The sequence below is a fragment of the Nocardia sp. NPDC003693 genome, from assembly GCF_053981095.1.
The window spans coordinates 37,830-56,440 of record NZ_JBSFNO010000014.1 but is presented as its reverse complement, the minus strand read 5'-3'; the positions used below and the strand labels follow the sequence as shown (position 1 = coordinate 56,440).

General features: G+C 67.8%; 16 protein-coding genes and 1 tRNA gene. 9 read left to right on the top strand and 8 right to left on the bottom strand.

The window, feature by feature from the left end:
• The first annotated feature begins 209 nt into the window (after positions 1-209).
• The 4 genes from ACWDOP_RS17575 to ACWDOP_RS17560 all read left to right on the top strand — a co-directional run bounded on the left by ACWDOP_RS17575 (position 210) and on the right by ACWDOP_RS17560 (position 3,660).
• Positions 210-1,640, top strand: coding sequence for an amino acid permease (locus tag ACWDOP_RS17575; protein WP_456345930.1), 1,431 nt, complete (start codon positions 210-212; stop codon positions 1,638-1,640).
• A gap of 10 nt (positions 1,641-1,650) precedes the next feature.
• Positions 1,651-2,463, top strand: a complete 813-nt coding sequence (locus ACWDOP_RS17570; RefSeq protein WP_456345929.1) for a serine hydrolase domain-containing protein — start codon at positions 1,651-1,653, stop codon at positions 2,461-2,463.
• Positions 2,464-2,581: 118 nt separating this feature from the next.
• Entirely contained in the window at positions 2,582-3,115 is a 534-nt protein-coding gene (locus ACWDOP_RS17565; RefSeq protein WP_454201189.1) for a DUF3145 domain-containing protein, read from the top strand.
• 128 nt (positions 3,116-3,243) lie between these two features.
• Positions 3,244-3,660, top strand: coding sequence for a hypothetical protein (locus tag ACWDOP_RS17560; protein WP_456345928.1), 417 nt, complete (start codon positions 3,244-3,246; stop codon positions 3,658-3,660).
• Between the two features lie 10 nt (positions 3,661-3,670).
• Here the strand turns inward: ACWDOP_RS17560 and ACWDOP_RS17555 are convergent, their stop codons facing one another.
• From ACWDOP_RS17555 to aceE, 7 genes are all read right to left on the bottom strand, one after another.
• Positions 3,671-5,731: a protein kinase domain-containing protein gene (locus tag ACWDOP_RS17555; RefSeq protein WP_456345927.1), complete on the bottom strand. Its 2,061-nt coding sequence runs from the start codon at positions 5,729-5,731 to the stop codon at positions 3,671-3,673.
• A gap of 305 nt (positions 5,732-6,036) precedes the next feature.
• Positions 6,037-7,467, bottom strand: a complete 1,431-nt coding sequence (locus ACWDOP_RS17550) for an acyl-CoA carboxylase subunit beta (RefSeq protein WP_354989761.1) — start codon at positions 7,465-7,467, stop codon at positions 6,037-6,039.
• A 184-nt stretch (positions 7,468-7,651) separates the two neighbouring features.
• Complete coding sequence (locus tag ACWDOP_RS17545; RefSeq protein ID WP_454201186.1) at positions 7,652-8,902, bottom strand: KasA/KasB family beta-ketoacyl-ACP synthase; 1,251 nt, start codon at positions 8,900-8,902, stop codon at positions 7,652-7,654.
• A gap of 9 nt (positions 8,903-8,911) precedes the next feature.
• Entirely contained in the window at positions 8,912-9,229 is a 318-nt protein-coding gene (acpM, locus tag ACWDOP_RS17540; RefSeq protein WP_354989759.1) for a meromycolate extension acyl carrier protein AcpM, read from the bottom strand.
• Between the two features lie 84 nt (positions 9,230-9,313).
• Positions 9,314-10,228, bottom strand: a complete 915-nt coding sequence (locus tag ACWDOP_RS17535) for an ACP S-malonyltransferase (protein ID WP_454201185.1) — start codon at positions 10,226-10,228, stop codon at positions 9,314-9,316.
• Between the two features lie 128 nt (positions 10,229-10,356).
• Entirely contained in the window at positions 10,357-11,652 is a 1,296-nt protein-coding gene (locus ACWDOP_RS17530; protein ID WP_454201446.1) for a PucR family transcriptional regulator, read from the bottom strand.
• A 45-nt stretch (positions 11,653-11,697) separates the two neighbouring features.
• Entirely contained in the window at positions 11,698-14,571 is a 2,874-nt protein-coding gene (gene aceE, locus ACWDOP_RS17525) for a pyruvate dehydrogenase (acetyl-transferring), homodimeric type (protein ID WP_456346018.1), read from the bottom strand.
• Between the two features lie 212 nt (positions 14,572-14,783).
• Here aceE and ACWDOP_RS17520 point away from each other — a divergent pair, with 212 nt between their 5' ends.
• The 4 genes from ACWDOP_RS17520 (at position 14,784) to ACWDOP_RS17505 (ending at position 16,582) form a co-directional block, all read left to right on the top strand.
• Positions 14,784-15,341: a hypothetical protein gene (locus ACWDOP_RS17520; protein ID WP_456345926.1), complete on the top strand. Its 558-nt coding sequence runs from the start codon at positions 14,784-14,786 to the stop codon at positions 15,339-15,341.
• A gap of 126 nt (positions 15,342-15,467) precedes the next feature.
• Entirely contained in the window at positions 15,468-15,890 is a 423-nt protein-coding gene (locus tag ACWDOP_RS17515) for a DUF3052 domain-containing protein (RefSeq protein ID WP_454201444.1), read from the top strand.
• A gap of 91 nt (positions 15,891-15,981) precedes the next feature.
• Complete coding sequence (locus ACWDOP_RS17510) at positions 15,982-16,446, top strand: peroxiredoxin (RefSeq protein WP_454201183.1); 465 nt, start codon at positions 15,982-15,984, stop codon at positions 16,444-16,446.
• Between the two features lie 61 nt (positions 16,447-16,507).
• Positions 16,508-16,582 (top strand) — tRNA-Val (locus ACWDOP_RS17505).
• 852 nt (positions 16,583-17,434) lie between these two features.
• Here the strand turns inward: ACWDOP_RS17505 and ACWDOP_RS17500 are convergent.
• A complete protein-coding gene (locus ACWDOP_RS17500; protein WP_454201153.1) occupies positions 17,435-17,746 on the bottom strand; it encodes a hypothetical protein in 312 nt (103 codons plus the stop codon).
• 57 nt (positions 17,747-17,803) lie between these two features.
• Between ACWDOP_RS17500 and ACWDOP_RS17495 the strand changes: the two genes are divergently transcribed.
• The gene (locus tag ACWDOP_RS17495) at positions 17,804-18,571 is read left to right on the top strand and encodes a DUF2625 family protein (RefSeq protein WP_456345925.1); all 768 of its coding nucleotides are present in this window, start codon (positions 17,804-17,806) and stop codon (positions 18,569-18,571) included.
• The last annotated feature ends 40 nt before the right edge of the window (positions 18,572-18,611 follow it).

Below are 18,611 nucleotides of genomic sequence, written 5' to 3'. Positions count from 1 at the left end.
CGGGCAACCGGCGGTCTTCGCCGCGTGCGCACCACCGGTTCGCGTTCGCCGGAAGCCCACGCGGTGTGGTGATGCGCGCGACCGGATGAATGCATGGGCGGATCGGGAACACATGGTGCGCTTGTAGATTGCTGGCGCAATCGTAGTGCGGGTTCGACACGGGGCTTGGGTGCGGGATCGAGGTAGACCAGCCGGTAGCGTGGGGGTTCGTGCCTGGAATCTCTCGGATTACCGGTTCGTTGCTGCGAACCAAACCTGTGGAACAGCTCGCGTCGGACGGGGAGCACACCGCGCTGCGGCGGAGCATGGGGCTGGTGCCGCTGATCTCGCTGTCGGTGGGCGCGACGCTGGGCACCGGGATCTTCGTGGTGCTGGGGGAGGCCGCGCCGCTGGCGGGGCCCGCGGTGGTCATCTCGTTCGCGATCGCCGCACTCGCGGCCCTGTTCTCGGCGCTGTCGTACGCGGAACTGGCGGGGGCGGTACCGGTTTCGGGCTCGGCGTACTCGTACACCTACGCCACGCTCGGGGAGATCGTGGCCTGGGTGTGCGGCTGGTGCCTGCTGCTGGAGTACGGGGTATCGGTGGCGGCGGTGGCCGTGGGCTGGGGTGCGTACCTGAACGAATTCCTGGGATCGACCGTCGGATGGCGGATTCCGGACGCGCTGTCGTCCGCGCCGAGCGAGGGCGGGATCATCAACCTGCCCGCCGCCGTCGTCGTGCTGATCGCCATGGCCGTACTGCTGGACGGTATTCGAGAGAGCGCGCGGGTCACGACCGTCACCACGATCATCAAGGTCGCGGTCCTGGTGTTCTTCGTCGTCGTCGCGGTCACCGCCTTCGACTCCGACAACCTCCACCCCTTCGCCCCGGCGGGGGTCGCGGGCGTCGGCGCCGCCGCCTCCATGGTGTTCTTCTCCTTCATCGGCTTCGACGCCGCCTCCACCGCCGGCGAGGAAGCCAAGAATCCGCAGCGGGATCTGCCGCGGGCGATCATCATCTCGCTCGGCATCGTGACCCTCATGTACGTGCTGGTCGCCCTGACCGCCGTCGCGGCCGTCGGCGTGGACGAGGTCAGCGGCTCGGGGGCCTCGCTCGCCACCGTGCTCGAAAGCGTCACCGGGAAGGGTTGGCCCGCAACCATTCTCGCCGCCGGCGCGGTGATCGCCATCGCCTCGGTGGTGCTCACGGTGCTGTACGGGCAGACCCGCATCCTGGTCGCCATGTCCCGCGACGGGCTCATGCCGCGCGTGTTCTCCCGCGTCGGCGCCAAACGGGTGCCCACCGTCAACACCGTGATCGTCGGCGGTGTCGTCGCGGTGCTCTCGGCGCTCATCCCGCTCGGAGAACTGGTGAACGCCACCAACATCGGCACCCTGGTCTCGTTCGGCCTGGTGAACGTCGGCGTGCTGGTGCTGCGCCGCACCAAACCCGAGCTGCCGCGCACCTTCCGGACCCTGGTGCCGCTGGTGCCCGTGCTCGGGGTGGCCATGTGCGTGTGGCTGCTCGCGCATCTGCCGGGCGTGACCTGGCTGGCCTTCCTGCTCTGGTCCGCCGTCGGGCTGCTCGTCTACTTCGGATACGGCCGTCGCCGATCGCTGTTGAATCGGGCCCGGACTCCGGGCGGCGGCGATGGCTCGTAGGCTCGATGGTGTGCGAGCGCTGGAGCAGATTCGAAATTGGCCGGTTCGGCACGCCGCGGCGGGTGTCGCGGTGCGCGGTAAGGGCGGGGTCGACGCCGAGGGGGAGACCGATCGGGTCTTCCGGCTCGCGTCGGTGACCAAACCCCTTGTGGCCTACGCGGTTCTGGTCGCGGTGGAGGAGGGCGCGGTCGAACTCGATCAACCCGCCGGACCGCCCGGATCCACCGTGCGGCACCTGCTCGCCCACACCTCCGGGCTGGCCTTCGACACCACCGAGGTGCTGGCCGAGCCCGGCGCGCGGCGGATCTATTCCAGCGCCGGATTCGAGGTGCTCGCCGATTTCGTCGCAGGGCAAACCGGAATAGCGTTCGGCCGCTACCTGCACGAGGCCGTTTTCGAGCCGCTCGGCATGACATCGTCCGTGCTCGACGGCCCTGCGGGGCACGGGGCGCGCTCCTCGGTCGCCGATCTGCTGCGATTCGCCAGTGAATTGCTGGACCCGGTTGTCGTTAGTCAGGAATTGCTCGGCGACGCCTGCGCAGTGCAGTTCCCGGACCGCAACGGAATACTGCCCGGCTACGGGTCGCAGCGGCCCAACGATTGGGGTCTCGGCTTCGAAATTCGCGACCACAAGCTGCCGCACTGGACGGGTGGGTCCAACTCGCCGGGTACTTTCGGGCACTTCGGGCAAACCGGAACATTTCTGTGGGTCGACCCGGACGTCGGCATAGCGTGTCTCGCGCTGGCGGACGAAAATTTCGGTGACTGGGCGCGCGCGGCGTGGCCGACCCTCAGCGACGCCGTGATCGCGGAGTTTGCGTAGAACGCCGACACGGCCGATAAGTAACACACGTAACACCGGACACTCCAGTAAGCTCGGGCATCGCTGGCTCGATGGGTCGTTGGGGAAGACGTCCCCGTCGGAGCCGGAGGTGTTAGTGGTGCGCGGATCGAATCAGTTCGCCGACGCGACGTCTGGTGTCGTCTACATCCACTCGTCGCCGGCCGCGCTGTGCCCGCACATCGAATGGGCACTCACCTCGACCCTCAAGGCGCCCGCGAAACTGCGCTGGACCGCGCAGCCCGCGGCGCCGGGAAATTTGCGCGCGACCACCGATTGGTACGGTCCGGTCGGTACCGGCGGGCGGTTAGCCAGCGCATTGCGAGACTGGACCGTCCTGTCCTTCGAAGTCACCGAGGACGCCAGTGAGGGTGTGGACGGTGAACGGTTCAGTTTTGTTCCGGGCCTCGGATTATGGAGCGGCGCGACGAGCGCGAATGGCGATGTGATGGTCGGGGAAATGCGATTGCGCGCCATTGTCGAGCAGGCCCGCGGCAATGGCCGGAGCTCGGCCACCGATATCGCCGCCGAGATCGACCGCGCCCTCGGCACCGCCTGGGACGACGCCCTCGAACCGTTCCGCTGGGCCGAGGAAGGCGCCGAAGTCACCTGGCTGCGCCGCGACGTCGGCTGATTCACCGGTCGCCGGGCCCCGGGAGCTCCGCACCGATACCGTCGAACGTGCGTGTCGTGCACGGGAATCGCCCGGCGCGCGTCGAGAATCCGCTGGCGGGTATTCGGCAGATCGAGACAGGAGTTCGCATGCGCATCGGTTCATCGGCCCTCGTGGTACTCGGCGCGGTCGCGGTGCTCGCGACAGCGGGCTGCAGCGAGGACTCGACCTCCGAGTCCGCCCCCGCCACCTCCGCCGAGGCGTTCTCCCAGGATTCGCGCCCCGCCGCACCCCTCGACCCGAAACTGCCCGTCGTGGACTGCGGCCCCGGCCCCCTCGGCCTGGCGGTCGTCGCCTACACCCAGAAGGGCACGGAATTCTGCGGCACGGCGCTGGCCGTCACCACGTCCTATACCGACGCCCGCAAGACGCAGGAGAGCGGTGACATCCCCGTCACCATCGAGAACGTGCGCTGGATCTGCGGTGAGCGCCAAGGGGATCCGAATCCCTTCCAGGAGTGCTCGAGCCAGAACGAGTCCGCGGATCGGATTCGACTCCAGTCCTGAGCGCGATGCCTCACGACGTGGCGGGTCGTCGTTCGGCCCGCCGCACCGCGACGAGGTTGACCGCCGCCAGCACCGGCAGCGTCACCGCGAAGACCGCGGGCGCGATCATGTAGGTGTCGATGGACACCGCCCCGGTGTTGGTATCGACGACCAGGCTCTGGGTCACCAGGAAGACCGCGAGCAGCGCGCCGCCCACCGCCCAGCCCAGCACGATCGCGCCGGAGATTTTGCGCGGCAACAGAAAAGCGGCCCCGATGGGTACGGCGGCGGCGAACAACGCGGCCGTGGCGAACTGCCAGGCGTAGCCCGGGCTAAGCGCGGCCCGCTCGTCGATCGGTGCGTGCGCCAGCAGCAGCGCGACCGAGCCGATCCCGCCCAGCACCGCGCTCGCGATTCCGAATCCGTCCCGCGGCGACCGGAACTCGAACTCTCGCCGCCATCCGGTGAGCAGCGCGACCGCCGCCACCGCGCCGCTCGCGGCGATCGCCGCCTGCCCGCCGACCAACAGCCGATACCCCGTCGCGACCGAGAGGTCCGAGCCGCTGCTCGCCATCCACGCCGGCAGTTCGGCGAACGCGACCACACCCCACAGCGCGGCCAGCCCGAACCCGGCGAGCATCGCCGCACACGCCTCTTGCCCGATCCGCCGCCCGAACACGAACCGCCGGGCGTAGGCGATCACCCCCGCCGCCAGCGCCCCGAACCCGAGCGCGCGAACATAGAAGTCGCCGTGGGTGAGCACGAGCCCGATGTCGTACGGATGCGGGAAACCTATACCGGAATAGCTATAAGTCGCGAAGGTCGCGCCCCCGCTCCACAGCACGAGCGCTCCGCCGAGAACGACCGCGATCGTGGCCACCCAATTGCAGATTCGGACAAACCTCTCCCGATTGGGAGTAGTCGGGCCCTGCTCCGGCGATACCGCCGGTCCGGACTCCGAGGGCGGCAACTCCCGCCCGGCGGCCGCCGACACGCGCTGCCCGGTTCGTGGCGACGAGTCCCTGACGGGCGCCGGCGTCGGGTTCGCGCTGTGTTCGGCTGTGGGCGGGGCATTCCCGCCCGGCGCGCCGGGGGACCCGGGCATCGGTGTGCGGGCGGCGGGGTCGGACGGGTAGGGGAGGGTCTCGTCGTGTTCGGTGGAGAACGGGAGTGGGGTGGGGTCCGGCATGGGGCGTGGGCCGGATCGTTCGGTGGGTGAGGGGGATCCGGGGCGGCGGACCCGGGTCGGGTGGGCGGCCTGGTTCAGGACCGCGCGAGCGGCGGTGGCCAGGGCGGTGCAGGTGGGATAGCGGTTGCGGGGATCCTTTGCCAGGGCCGTGGCTATGACGTTGTTCAGGGCCGGGGGCAGGTCGGGGCGCAGGTCGGTCGGGCGCGGGGGCGGGGTGTGCATGTGGGCGGCGATCACGGGGGCGGGATCGCGGTGGGGGAAGGGCTTTCGGCCGGTGAGGATCTCGTAGAAGGTGCAGCCCAGGGAGTAGATGTCGGCGCGGTGGTCGGCCGGATCGCCGTTGAAGCGTTCGGGAGCGGTGTAGGCCAGGGTCGCCACCAGGTGGGTGACGGTCAGGGAGTCGTCGAAGGCGCGGGCGATCCCGAAGTCGGACAGCACGGCTCGATCGGCGTCGTCATCGCTGCGGTCGATGAGGATGTTCGCGGGCTTCACATCGCGATGCAGAATCCCGTGCCGGTGCGCGTAGTCCAGGGCGCGGGCCGCATCGGTGAGCAGATTCAGCGCCACCTCGGCGCGCACCCCGCCGCGGGCGGTCGCCGTCAGCGTCGCGGCGTCCCCGCCGTTGACGAACTTCATACAGATCCACGGCGTCTCGTCCTCGGGACCGCTGCGGTCGTAGATGGGCACGATGTGCGGATGCTCGAGCCGCGCCACCAGCGCGGCCTCCCGATCGAAGCGGGCGCGCACCCCCGCGTCCCGGGCCGCGTCCTCGTTGAGGATCTTCAGCGCGATGCGGCGTTCGAGCCGCGGATGCGCTGCCAGATACACCCGGCCCATCCCGCCCACACCCAGCTCACGCTCGATCGTGTACCCGGCGAAGACCGCCCCCGGATCCAGCCGCATAGCGCCGCCTCCGCCGAAATTCCCTGTGCCAGCGAGAAAACCCTACGCTCCCGGCGCGTGCGGGGCAGGGGATCGGCTCGAGGGCGTCGGTGCACGAACCGAAGAACCGGAGGCGGGCCGTGCTCGCCGGCCGCCGGGCAGTCGTTGCGGCGGGGTCGGGCACGGAGCGGAATCGCCCACGGGGACAGTTGCATTCCGCGTGGGATCCGGCTCGTGCCGGGCCCCGGCGAGGGTGCACGGCAACCCATATACACAACCTTGGGCGGTCTCCGAAGAGACCGCCCACGGTGAGCTGTTGGAAAGACCTACAGCGGAATGTTCTTCAAATGGCTCGGCCGCGACGGCGCGGCGGCCAGGGCCGCGGCGATGACCGACCGGGTCTTGGCCGGATCGATGATCTCGTCGACCACGCCGATGGCCACGGCCCGTTCCACACCGCCCGCGATCTGCTCGTGCTCGACGGTGAGACGCTCGATCAGCGCCTCGCGCTCGGCCTCGGGTGCGGCGGCGATGGCCTTCTTGTGCAGAATGCCGACCGCGGCCTTGGCGCCCATGACCGCGACCTCGGACCCCGGCCAGGCGTACACCGCGGTCGCGCCCAGCGAGCGGGCATTCATGGCGATGTAGGCGCCACCGTAGATCTTGCGGGTCACCAGGGTCACGCGCGGGACGCGGGCCTCGGCGAACGCGTGCAGCAGCTTCGCGCCGCGGCGCACCACGCCCTCCCACTCCATGCCGACACCGGGCAGGTACCCCGGGACGTCGGTCAGGACCACCAGCGGAATACCGAACGAGTTGCACAGGCGCACGAATCGCGCGGCCTTCTCGGCACTCTCGGAGTTGAGGCAGCCGCCCATGCGAATGGGGTTGTTGGCCAGCACGCCGACGGTCCGACCGCCCAGGCGGCCCAGGCCGGTGACGATGCTGCGGGCGTAGCCGCCCTGCATCTCCTCGAAAGTGCTTTCACCGTCGACGTTGTCGAGCAGCTCGTGCACGATCGGCTTCACGTCGTAGGCGCGCTTGGCCGACTCCGGCAGCATGGCCTTGAGGTCGACGTCGCCGTGCGCGGCGGCGGTCAGATCGAATTCGCCCTGCTCGGCGAACATCGAGACCAGCCGGCGGCCGCGGTGCATGGCATCGGCCTCGTCGTCGGCCACGATGTGGCAGACGCCGGACTTCTTGCCGTGGGTGACCGGCCCGCCCAGGGTCGCCATATCCACGTTCTCGCCGGTGACGCTGCGAACCACGTCGGGACCGGTGACGAAGATACGGCCTTCGGGGGCCATGATCACGATGTCGGTGAGGGCCGGACCGTACGCGGCGCCACCGGCGGCGAAGCCGAGCACCACGGAGATCTGCGGGACGAGACCGGACGCGCGGACCATGGCCTCGAAGACCAGTCCGACGGCGTGCAGGGCCTCGACACCCTCGGCGAGCCGGGCGCCGCCCGAATGCCAGATGCCGACAACAGGAGTCTTGGAGTCGATCGCGGTGTCGATCGCGTCGACGATGTGCTTGCAGCCCTCCACGCCCATCGCGCCACCCATGACGGTGGCGTCGGAGCAGTAGGCGATGGTGCGCACGCCGTCCACTTCACCGATCGCGGCGAGCACGCCCGACTTGTCGCGGGGATGCAGCGGAAGAACGGTGCCGGGATCGAAGAATCGCTGCAACCGGCCCAGCGGGTCGCGGGGATCGGTCGCGGTGTCAGCATGAGCGGGGGCCATTATGGTCATCGCAAACTCTCCTCTTGGTAAGGAAGTGCGGTCGCTGAGAGCGGCTGCGAAATGTCGAAGTCCCGGCGGGAAGTTTCTCGTGGGGAGCCCAGTGGGTGCGGGTTCCCCATCAGAAGTCCCCGCCGGGACCACTTGTCTTACGAACCGGCGCTGATCCGAGCCGCGTTAACGGCTCGGAGATGCGTCAGTACCGGCCGAAGGCGAGCGCGACATTGTGCCCACCGAAACCGAAAGAGTTGTTGATCGCGTACTCGATGTCCTGACGGCGAGCCTCGCCGTGCACGACATCCAGGTCGATCTCCGGATCCTGGTTCTCGAGGTTCAGCGTCGGGGGGACGATGCCGTCCCGAACACTGAGGACCGTGAGCACCGACTCGAGCGCGCCGACGGCGCCGATCGAGTGGCCCAGGGCGGACTTGGGCGCGTAGACCGAGGCGTGCGAAACGCCTGCCTTGTGAATCGCGTTCTTCTCCGCGAGGTCACCGATGGGGGTGGCCGTCGCGTGAGCGTTGACGTGGGTGATGTCCTTGGGGGACAGACCCGCGGTCTGGATGGCCCGGGTCATCGCGCGACCCGCGCCGGTGCCCTCCGGATCCGGCGCCACGAGGTGGTAGCCGTCCGAAGTGATACCCGCGCCCATCAAGCGGGCGTGGATGGTGGCGCCACGTGCTTTGGCGTGCTCCTCGGTCTCGAGGACCATGAGCGCGCCCGCCTCGCCGAAGACGAAGCCGTCGCGATCCTTGTCGAAGGGACGCGAGGCGCCCTTCGGATCGTCGTTGCGGGTGCTCATCGCACGCATCATCGAGAAGGCCGCGATCGGAACCGCGTCGATGAAACCTTCGACACCACCGGTGACGACCATGTCGGCGTCACCCATGGCGATCATCCGCCAGGCGTTGGCAATGGCCTCCGAACCCGACGAGCACGCCGAGACCGGAGTGATCACTCCTGCCCGGGCCTGGAGTTCCAGGCCCACGACAGCCGACGGACCGTTCGGCATGACCATCTGAACAGCCAGCGGCGAGATCTTGCGATAGCCGCCGTTCTTCAGCTTGTCGACCGAGTCGATGAGGGCGTCGCCGCCGCCGAGACCGGTACCGATGGCCACACCGAGGCGCAGCGGGTCGATCTCCGGCGTGCCGGCGTTCTTCCACACCTCACGACCGAGGACCATCGCCAGCTGCTCGACGTACGCGAGCCGCCGGCATTCGACCCGGCTGAGCAGGGTGTCCGGCCGAACCTTCAGGTGACCACCGATACGGACCGGGAGGTCGTACTCGGTGATGAAGTCATCCTCGAGAACGTCGATGCCGCTCTCGCCATTGAGGAGGCCCTTCCACGTCGCATCGACGTCACCGGCGATCGACGTGGTCGCCGCCATGCTGGTTACGACGATGTTGGGGAAGTTCCCGTTCAAGGTGGAAGGAGTGGTCACAGTTCGGTCCTACTCGCTTCCGAACTTGGCCTTGAGCTCGCTGGCCGCATCGGCGTTCTCGGCCTCGAGCTTCTGGATGTACGACACGGCGTCGCCGACGGTCTTCAGGCTGGCGAGATCCTCGTCGGGGATCTTCACGCCGTACTTGTCCTCGGTCTGAACGGCGATCTCGACCATCGAAAGGGAGTCGATGTCCAGGTCGTCGACGAAGGACTTCTCGATCGTGACCTCGGAGGGCTCGATACCGGTCACCTCTTCGATGATCTTGCCAAGCTCTTCGACGATCTGTTCCTGGGTCAAAGCGGCCACTGTGGTGGCTCCCTTCATATTCCTGATAGTTGGTCGGATTGTTTTTTGTTGCTGCGGTCGTGTTCGCGTCGTCGCCGTTGACGATGCGGACCGCGAGTCAAGCTAGTCGGTGGCTGTGAGCTCGACCAGCGCGGGGATGTCCCCGGGGGTCTTGAGCGCCAGATTCGGGGTGCCCTTGAGCTCCCGCTTGGCGATACCGACCAGAGTTCCCGCCGGCGGCAGCTCTGCCACCGCGGAAACGCCCGCCGCACGGACGGTTTCGGTGCACAGGTCCCACCGCACGGGGCGGGTGACCTGGGCAGCGAGCTTGTCGATCGCGTCCTGGCCGGAGACGACCGGCTTGCCGTCGAAGTTCGACAGCAGCGTCCGGGTCGGCTCGCCGGGAACGATCTTGGCTATGGCCGCGGCCACGGCGTCCTGGGCAGGAGCCATGAATGCGGTGTGGAAGGCGCCGGCGACCGGCAGAGCCCGGACCCGCGCCTTTTCCGGTGCGCTGTCCGCCAGCTCGGCGAGCGCGTCCAGCCTACCGGCGGCCACGATCTGACCGACCGCGTTGCGGTTGGCCGGGATCAGGCCGAGTTCTTCGAGCCGGGCGAGCACGGCGGCTTCGTCACCGCCGAGCACCGCGGACATTCCGGTCGGCTCGAGTGCGCAAGCCTTGGCCATCTCCGCGCCGCGGAGAGCGGCCAGTGCCACCGCGTCGTCGGCCGAGATGACCCCGGCGACGGCAGCGGCGGCGAGTTCGCCGACCGAGTGTCCGGCGACGATGGTATCGCCGGGCAGCGAATCCTGGGGGATTTCCGCGAAAGCCAACAGGGCAGCCGCCACAACCAGGGGCTGAGTCACCGCGGTATCGGTGATCTCCTCCGCGGTTGCGGTCGTGCCCAAGCGAAGCAGGTCCAGTCCCGAGGCCTTCGACCACAGTGCGATTCGATCAACCGCACCGGGCAGTTCGAGCCATGGGGTGAGCATGCCTGGTGTCTGAGAGCCCTGTCCGGGCGCGAACAACGCGATCACGCCTCTAAGAGAACACTGTGAGGCCGGTCTCCAGAGATGTCGGCGCGAATGAAGGTTTGCGGGCAGTTTTGTGGGGAGTCCACAAACGGCCACGTGGCTCGGCCGGATCGTCCGATTCCCGAATCGCGTTACACCCCATCTACCGGATCTGTGACGGGCGCTACATCTGAGGCTGAAGTGGGCGATTCGTTACGGGTTCGTGTCAGCCTGCCTATCGTGGAGGCGATTCGTAACACGTAGGCATCGCGCGGATTCATCGGATCCCGGCCCGTGATGTCGGCGATACGCTTCAACCGATAGCGGACGGTGTTTGGATGAACGAACAGTTGCCGCGCACAAGTTTCGACGGCTCCGCCGCAGTCGAGATAGGCGTCCAGGGTGTTGGCCAGGTCGCTGGCGGCGGCCAACGGTAACACAAGATTCTCGTTGAGGGCGTTCACGGCCGCCCTGTCCCCGAGCAGGGCCCGTTCGGGCAGTAGTTCCGAGGCGTGGACCGGGCGCGGAGCGCCCCGCCAGCCCACCACCGCCTCCATGCCGGCCATGGCCTCGACCGAGCTGATGTGCGCCGCGGACAGCGTGCGGGTGGTCGGGCCGATGACGACGGGACCGTCGGAGAAGACCTCGGCGAGCAGATCCGCCAGGAACGGTGAGGGATAGAGGGGATCGCCCAGGTGGCCGCTGACCACCATCACCAGCCGGGCGCCCTGCACCACGGCCAGGGCCGCGCGATTGTGCCGGGCGGCGATCGCGTGCACCGCACCCATGCTGTTGACCTGATCGCTGGGCGGGGTGCCGACCAGCACGGTGGCCGGGGCTGTCGCGTCCCAGTTCAAAGTCGCTGCGCGGGAAAGCATTTCGGGCCCGGTGTCGCCGCGTACCACGGCGTCCACGACCAGGGCCTCCAGCCGGGTGTCCCACGCGCCGCGCGATTCGGCCGCGCTGGCGTACACCGAGGCGGCCGCGAAACCGAGCTCACGCCCGTATCGCAGCACCGCCTCGGTGAGCGCCACCAGCTGCCGGTCGTTGCGCGCGAGCGCGGGCAGCCACTGTTCGAAGAACTCCATGGCCACCCGGACCATGTCGACGGTCTGGCGCAGCGTCAGCCGCCGCGCCAGATCGTCCGGGATCACCTGGAAGGCGTCCAGGCTGAACCTGATGTCGCTCTCGGGATCCTGCAGCCACTCCAGGAAGTTCACCACCGCCGTCTGCACCAGCATCTGGACCCCGGCCCGTTGGGCGGCATCGAGATTGGCGAAGAACGGCAACCGATCCTGCATCGACGACACGGCCTCGGTGGAGAGCCGTCCCGAGAACTGCTTCACCCGTTTGAGCAGGGTGTCCGGCAGTGGATCCCGGGTTTGCCGATTCGGGGAGAGCGCGCCGGTCGGGAGGTAGACCTCATGTTCGGAGGAGCCTTCGTTGATCCGGCGCGGCCTCGGCGGTTTACGTTCCACAGTGTTTATCGTGCGTTATGCGTCTCCGCCTTCGGTACCGGGTGCCGCCTTCGGCGCGGCGTTGACGTCGTCGATCCGGTAGCGGGCGGCGGCTTCCACCAGCGTGGCCTGGTCGATCTTGCCCGCTTTGGCCAATCCCGACAGGGCCGCGATCACGATCGATGCCGCGTCCACATTGAAGACCCGGCGTGCCGCGGGCCGCGTGTCGGAGAAGCCGAAACCGTCGGTGCCGAGGGAGATGAACTCGCCCGGAACCCACTGGCGGATCTGATCGGGCACCGCGCGCATCCAGTCCGAGGCCGCCACGAAGGGACCCTCGGCCTGCGAAAGCGCCTGTGTCACATAGGGCTGTCCCGGATCGGTGTCCGGATGCCGCAGCCGCGCGATCTCCTTGGCCAGGGCCTCCTTGCGGAGTTCGCCCCACGAGGTCACCGACCAGACGTCGGCCTGCACACCCCACTCCTCGGCCAGCATCTGCTGTGCGCGCAGGCCGTCGGGCATGGTGACGCCCGCGACCAGGATCTGCGCGCGCACCGCGCCCTCGCCGCCGCGCTTGTAGAGGTAGATGCCCTTGAGCAGGCCCTCCACGTCCAGGTTCTCAGGCTCGGCCGGCTGGGACTGCGGCTCGTTGTAGAGGGTGATGTAGTAGAAGATGTCCTCGCCGCCGAACTCGTGATGCTCCGAGCGGGCCTCGGGATCGGTGCCCGGCAGGGCCTCCTGGTAACCGGTGATGCCGACGCCGCCGCCGTACATGCGGCGCAGGCCGTCCCGCACGATGTGGGCGAGCTCGAAGGCGAACGCCGGATCGTAGGGCACGCAGGCCGGATTGGTGGAGGCGAGCAGCAGCGAGTGACCGTCGTTGTGCTGCAGGCCCTCACCGGTCAGCGTGGTTCGCCCGGCGGTTGCTCCCAGGACGAAACCGCGCGCCATCTGATCCGCGGCGGCCCAGAGACCGTCGCCGGTGCGCTGGAAGCCGAACATCGAATAGAAGATGTAGAGCGGGATCATCGGCTCGCCGTGGGTGGCGTACGAGGTGCCGACCGCGGTGAACGACGCGGTCGATCCGGCCTCGTTGATGCCCTCGTGCAGGATCTGGCCGACCGAGGATTCTTTGTAGGCAAGCATCAAATCGGCGTCGACCGATGTGTACAACTGGCCGTTGCGGTTGTAGATCTTCAATGACGGGAACCACGAGTCCATACCGAAGGTGCGGGCCTCGTCGGGGATGATCGGCACGATGCGCTTGCCGATCTCCTTGTCGCGCAACAGTTCCTTCATCAGGCGCACGAAGGCCATCGTGGTGGCCACGCTCTGCTTGCCCGAGCCCTTGCGGACGGTGCGGTACGCCTCGTCGCCGGGGAGTTGCAGAGGCTTTGCCGCGGTGCGCCTCTCGGGCAGGAAGCCGCCCAGGTTCGCGCGCCGGCCCATCATGTACTGGATCTCCGGGGCGTCCATGCCGGGGTGGTAGTACGGGGGCAGGTACGGGTTCTTCTCGAGCTGCTCGTCGGTGATCGGGATGCGCTGCACGTCGCGGAAGGCCTTGAGGTCGTCCAGCGTCATCTTCTTCATCTGGTGCGTGGCGTTGCGGGCCTCGAAGTGCTTGCCCAGGCCGTAGCCCTTGATGGTCTTGGCGATGATGACCGTCGGCTGTCCCTTGTGCGCCATGGCCGCCGCGTAGGCCGCGTAGACCTTGCGGTAGTCGTGGCCGCCGCGCTTGAGGTTCCAGATGTCGCCGTCCGAGAGGCCCTTGACCAGTTCCTTGGTGCGCGGGTCGCGGCCGAAGAAGTGCTCGCGCACGTACGCGCCGTCGTTGGCCTTGTACGTCTGGAAGTCGCCGTCGGGGGTGGTGTTCATCAGGTTCACCAGCGCGCCGTCGCGGTCGGCCTGCAGCAGGGCGTCCCACTCGCGGCCCCACACGACCTTGATGACGTTCCAGCCGGCGCCGCGGAAGAACGCCTCGAGCTCCTGCACGATCTTGCCGTTGCCGCGGACGGGGCCGTCCAGGCGCTGCAGGTTGGCGTTGATGACGAAGGTGAGGTTGTCCAGGCCCTCGTTGGCGGCGACCTGAATGAGCCCGCGCGATTCGGGCTCGTCCATCTCACCGTCGCCCAGGAACGCCCACACGTGCTGATCGGAGGTGTCCTTGAGCCCGCGATCGTGCAGGTAGTGGTTGAAGCGCGCCTGGTAGATGGCGTTCATCGGGCCCAAACCCATGGAGACCGTGGGGAATTCCCAGAAGTCGGGCATCAGGCGCGGGTGCGGGTAGGACGACAGGCCGGCGCCGGGGCCGCCGTGCGAGTACTCCTGGCGGAAGCCGTCGAGCTGATCCTCGCTCAGGCGGCCTTCGAGGAAGGCGCGCGCGTACACGCCGGGGGAGGCGTGGCCCTGGATGAAGATCTGGTCGCCGCCGCCCGCGTGGTCCTTGCCGCGGAAGAAGTGGTTGAAGCCCACCTCGTACAGTGCCGAGGAAGAGGCATAGGTCGAAATGTGGCCGCCCACACCGATTCCCGGTCGCTGCGCGCGGTGCACCATGACCGCGGCGTTCCAGCGGATGTAGGCGCGGAAGCGGCGTTCGACCTCTTCGTCGCCGGGGAACCAGGGTTCGTTCTCGGTGGGGATGGTGTTGACGTAGTCGGTGGAGGTGAGTGCCGGAATAGCGACGTGGCGTTCACCGGCGCGCTCGAGCAGACGCAGCATGAGGTAGCGGGCGCGGCCGGGGCCTTCTCGCTTCAGCATTTCGTCGAAGGAGTCGAGCCATTCGCTGGTTTCCTCCGGATCGATGTCCGGAAGGTATGACGCCACCCCCTCGCGGATCACTCGGACCCGGCCCCCCGCCGGGGTTTTTCGTGCCGTGCCGTTTGTGGGACTCGACGAAGAAATCGGGTGCATCAGGTCGGTCAAGACGATTGCTCCTCGTACACAGGGATGAGACATCTGATAAGGCGTCATTACCCCGGGTTGTCGCTGGTGGGCGGCATACCCGTAACGATTGGTCCAGGGCGCACCTCACATCCTCGTGCATGGTGCGTCCCAGGTCATCATGTCAGTCGGGAATCGCGTACGGTTTCCAGGGAACCGGCCGAGGCAGCAAGGGGAGGACGATGAAGCAGCTGAACCCGCGGAGGTTCGGATTGGTCTGCGCCACAGCCGCGGTCGGTTTCGGGCTGGTTTTGGCCGGTTGCGCCAACGAAATCGAGGGTACGCCGACGGTGAACGAGGCCGACGCGACCGCGTATCGGGCCGAGGCGGCGACGTCGTCGGCGGCCGCGAGCTCGTCGAAGAAGGCGGCGGCCGAGGCCAAGGCGACGGCCGACAACTGCACCCCGTTCCGCACCACGACCGGCACGGCTGTGGATCGCTACAACGACTTCGTCGACGCGCACGACGCCAACGCGCCGGATCAGACCGAGAAGCGGGACACCGCGGCCACCGCGCTGGAGGAGGCCGCGAAGACCGTCGAGGCTCAGGTGACCGCCTCGGGCGCGGACCTGCCCACCGAGCTGGCGCAGAAGTTCACCGACTACGTGGTCGCCGCGCGCGGACTGGCGACCGAAGTGCGCAAAATGTCCAGTACTGCGCTCGTCGGGCCGCTCAACGACGCAAGTCGGCAGGTCAACGACGCCTTGAACGCCGTGCGGAGCGCGTGCCCGGCGCGGTGAGGTCGCGGCGATTCGAGGCTCACATACGACATTTAGGGTGCGAATTCGGCCGATCGGCTTGCGCTGCGGCCCATAACCATGTTCGCTTGCATCTACCTATTGTCTGGAGTTGAGGAGGACGCCACCGTGGTCGCCGCGGCGGACGCGCAGAACTACGCTCAGAAGCTTGGCATTTCACACGGAATGGTGATTCAGGAACTGGGCTGGGACGACGATACCGACGACGACCTGCGGGCCGCCGTTGAAGAGGCCATCGGGTCGGAACTGCTCGACGAGGACACCGATGAGGTCGTCGACGTCGTGCTCTTGTGGTGGCGGGACGGTGACGGCGACCTGGTCGACGAGCTCCTCAATGTCATCACCCCCTTGGCCGATGACGGCATCGTCTGGGTCCTGACCCCCAAGACCGGGCATTCCGGCCATGTCGATCCGGCGGAGATCGCCGAATCGGCCCAGCCGGCCGGCCTGACCCAGACCTCGTCGATCAGCCTCGGTGATTGGTCCGGCAGCCGCCTGGTGCAGCCCAAGACGCCCTCGAAGCAGCGCTGACCCGCCGCTTCCGTAAGGTTTTCCGGTAGACGGCGCGCCACCTCGTGTGGCGCGCCGTCTACGACTGCCCCGACAGGATGGAGGTTCCCGCATGCCACTCGAAGTCGGCACGCTCGCACCGGACTTCACGTTGAAGGACCAGAACAACCAGGAAGTTTCCCTGTCGGACTACCGCGGCGAGAAGAACGTCCTGGTGGTGTTCTATCCCCTCGCGTTCACCGGCATCTGCCAGGGTGAGCTGTGCAAGGTCCGCGACGAGCTCCCCAAGTTCCAGAACGACAACGCCGAGATCCTCGCGATCTCCGTAGGCCCCCCGCCCACCCACAAGATCTGGGCGGCCGAACAGGGCTACACGTTCCCCCTCCTGTCCGACTTCTGGCCCCACGGTGCGGTGGCGACCGCCTTCGGCGTCTTCAACGAGAAGTCCGGCTACCCGAACCGCGGGACGTTCGTGGTCGACAAGGACGGGATCATCCGTTTCGCGGAGATGAACGGCCCCGGCGAGGCCCGTGACCAGCAGGCTTGGGAGAAAGCCCTCGCCGCGCTAGATTCATAACCCGTCGCCCCGGTTTGTTGGCCGGGGTTGATCCGGATCTCGGCCTCGCGCCGGGGAATCCGGGCGTATAGCTCAGCGGTAGAGCACTGGTTTTACACACCAGCGGTCGGGGGTTCGATCCCCTCTGCGCCCACCATGAACCGGCAGGTGCCTTCGGGTGTCTGCCGGTTTTCTTTGCCCCAGGGGGTAGTTCGTGGGGCAACGTGGGGCAGCCGTCTCTAGCTGAGCACTCGCCGGACATCCGTCCACTGGCTTTCCTCAACTTCGCATATCGCTGAGTGGTGTGGACCCACTAGTGCGAGGGGCACCGGGCAGGTTCTCCGGTCGGACGAGAGGCAGTGTTGCCATCGGGGGGTTTCGTTCATGCGGCTTCTCGGAACCTGTCGCTGAGCGCTGATCCTGGCGGCTGTTTCTGTCCCACGGGACCGGCGATCGGTGCAGTACGCCCGGCGAGTAGTTCCTCGATGCGTGGCCAGGGAATGACCGCGCGAAATGCGCCGCACTGGCGGGCCAGGTTGCTCCCGGCCGCGTCTACCCGGTCTATGGCTTCCCGCAGGCGAGTTGGGTTTTCGCCCAGCGCCTCCGCCAGCCAGAGCAGGCCGGGTGCGCATTTGAAGTGGGTGTAGAAGAACTTGGCGTCCTGGCCGGGGTGCTGACGATCGTAGTAGCCCGGCGTCCCGTATTGCGCCAGCCAATTCGAGAGATGGTCACGTTGGCTTGCCCACCTCGATTGCGGGCCCGGGCGGGCTTGTTCGAAGGCATCTGTGATCGGTTGTCGCGCAGGCAGTCTCTGTACTACCGCGCGAGGGTGTTGCGCTGAGATCGACATCTGTTCGCCCCCGGATGTTGTCCACCTCCGGTTTATCACAGCCTGCACTCTTCGGCCGGTCGCCGGTCTTCGGTCCGGGGCCGATCGTCAGGAGCAACCGACACGTCGGGCCGGGGCGCGTAGCGCGACCCGGCCCGGCATGGCTGCGGAAGGGGAGGCTTACGCCGTCCGGGCGCACATCCCGTTCAGGACCACCACGGCCTGGCCGACCATCGAGTTGTCGCGGCTCTGGAGGGCGTCGGCGTAGGCGTCGATCGCGGCATCCACGTCGCCGGTCGCCTCGATCGCGCGGAGGCGGGTCGCGGCGTCGTCGAGCTCGTAGGGGCGGGGGCCCAGGGAGCTGTAGCTGTTGATGATGTCGGCGGCGGCCAGGCAGGCGGGGTCCATCGCGGACGCGGTGCCGGTGGGGACCACCAGGATCGCGGACGCGGCGCCGACGGTCAGCAGGGCGGAGGACAGGATCTTGCGCATTCGTTCACTCCAAGCGGTTGTGTTCGGTTTGCGGGTTCGAGTTTGCCTGATGCGCCGATGAATACGATCAGGCCCCCGGATGAAGATCTCCGTGCGGGAGCGAGTGTTACGCGGGGGCAGCGGAGTTCGGTCGTTCGGTGGAACAATCGAGGGGTGTCGTCGATTCGTGCTATTCAAGAACTGGCGGACGTGAAAGACCCCGCGTGGCCCGAGCTTCGGGAACTGGTGAGGTGGGCTACCGTCCCCGTGACCGTGCTGCCGCCGGACCCGGAGCAGGCTCGCGACACGCTGATTCGCTTGCAGGTCACCGCACGTTCGACCCTCGGCGCGCTCGCGCTCAACACCGGCGGCATCCTGGTCGACTACGGGTGGCTGCGCATCCTCGGCGGCGGCAGCGCGGAACTGCCCGACCTGGCGACCTCCAACGGCGTGCGCCGGCCCGGTGATCTGCCGACCGACGCGCTGGTCGTCGCCGTCGACGTGCTCGGCGGCCGCTTCGCCGTCAATGGCGGCGAGCTGCCCGGCGAGCCGGGCGAGGTCTGCTATTTCGGCCCGGACACCCTGGAGTGGACCCCGATCGGCTGCGGCCATTCGGCCTTCGTGCACTGGGCGCTCGGCGGCGGCACCACCGAATTCTACGAAGACCTGCGCTGGCCTGACTGGCACTACGAGATCCGCACACTCACGCTGGGACAGGGACTTTCGATCTACCCGCCGCTGTGGTCGGCCGAGGGCCTGGCCGATATCGCCGCGACGAGCAGATGCGCCGCCCCCATGTCCGAGGTCATCGCCCTGCTGGTCGCGACCGCCAAAACATTGCACTGACGCCATATTCGCGCGACAGCGCACCAGGCGACAGATGGCG

What these genes read in the sequence shown, in the direction of transcription:
- ACWDOP_RS17500 (WP_454201153.1), bottom strand. Translation starts at nt 17,746, where the DNA reads ATGCGCAAGATCCTGTCCTCCGCCCTGCTGACCGTCGGCGCCGCGTCC.
- acpM (WP_354989759.1), bottom strand. Translation starts at nt 9,229, where the DNA reads ATGAAGGGAGCCACCACAGTGGCCGCTTTGACCCAGGAACAGATCGTC.
- ACWDOP_RS17555 (WP_456345927.1), bottom strand. Translation starts at nt 5,731, where the DNA reads ATGCGGCTGGATCCGGGGGCGGTCTTCGCCGGGTACACGATCGAGCGT.
- ACWDOP_RS17550 (WP_354989761.1), bottom strand. Translation starts at nt 7,467, where the DNA reads ATGACCATAATGGCCCCCGCTCATGCTGACACCGCGACCGATCCCCGC.
- ACWDOP_RS17560 (WP_456345928.1), top strand. Translation starts at nt 3,244, where the DNA reads ATGCGCATCGGTTCATCGGCCCTCGTGGTACTCGGCGCGGTCGCGGTG.
- ACWDOP_RS17495 (WP_456345925.1), top strand. Translation starts at nt 17,804, where the DNA reads ATGAATACGATCAGGCCCCCGGATGAAGATCTCCGTGCGGGAGCGAGT.
- ACWDOP_RS17520 (WP_456345926.1), top strand. Translation starts at nt 14,784, where the DNA reads ATGAAGCAGCTGAACCCGCGGAGGTTCGGATTGGTCTGCGCCACAGCC.
- ACWDOP_RS17510 (WP_454201183.1), top strand. Translation starts at nt 15,982, where the DNA reads ATGCCACTCGAAGTCGGCACGCTCGCACCGGACTTCACGTTGAAGGAC.
- aceE (WP_456346018.1), bottom strand. Translation starts at nt 14,571, where the DNA reads ATGCACCCGATTTCTTCGTCGAGTCCCACAAACGGCACGGCACGAAAA.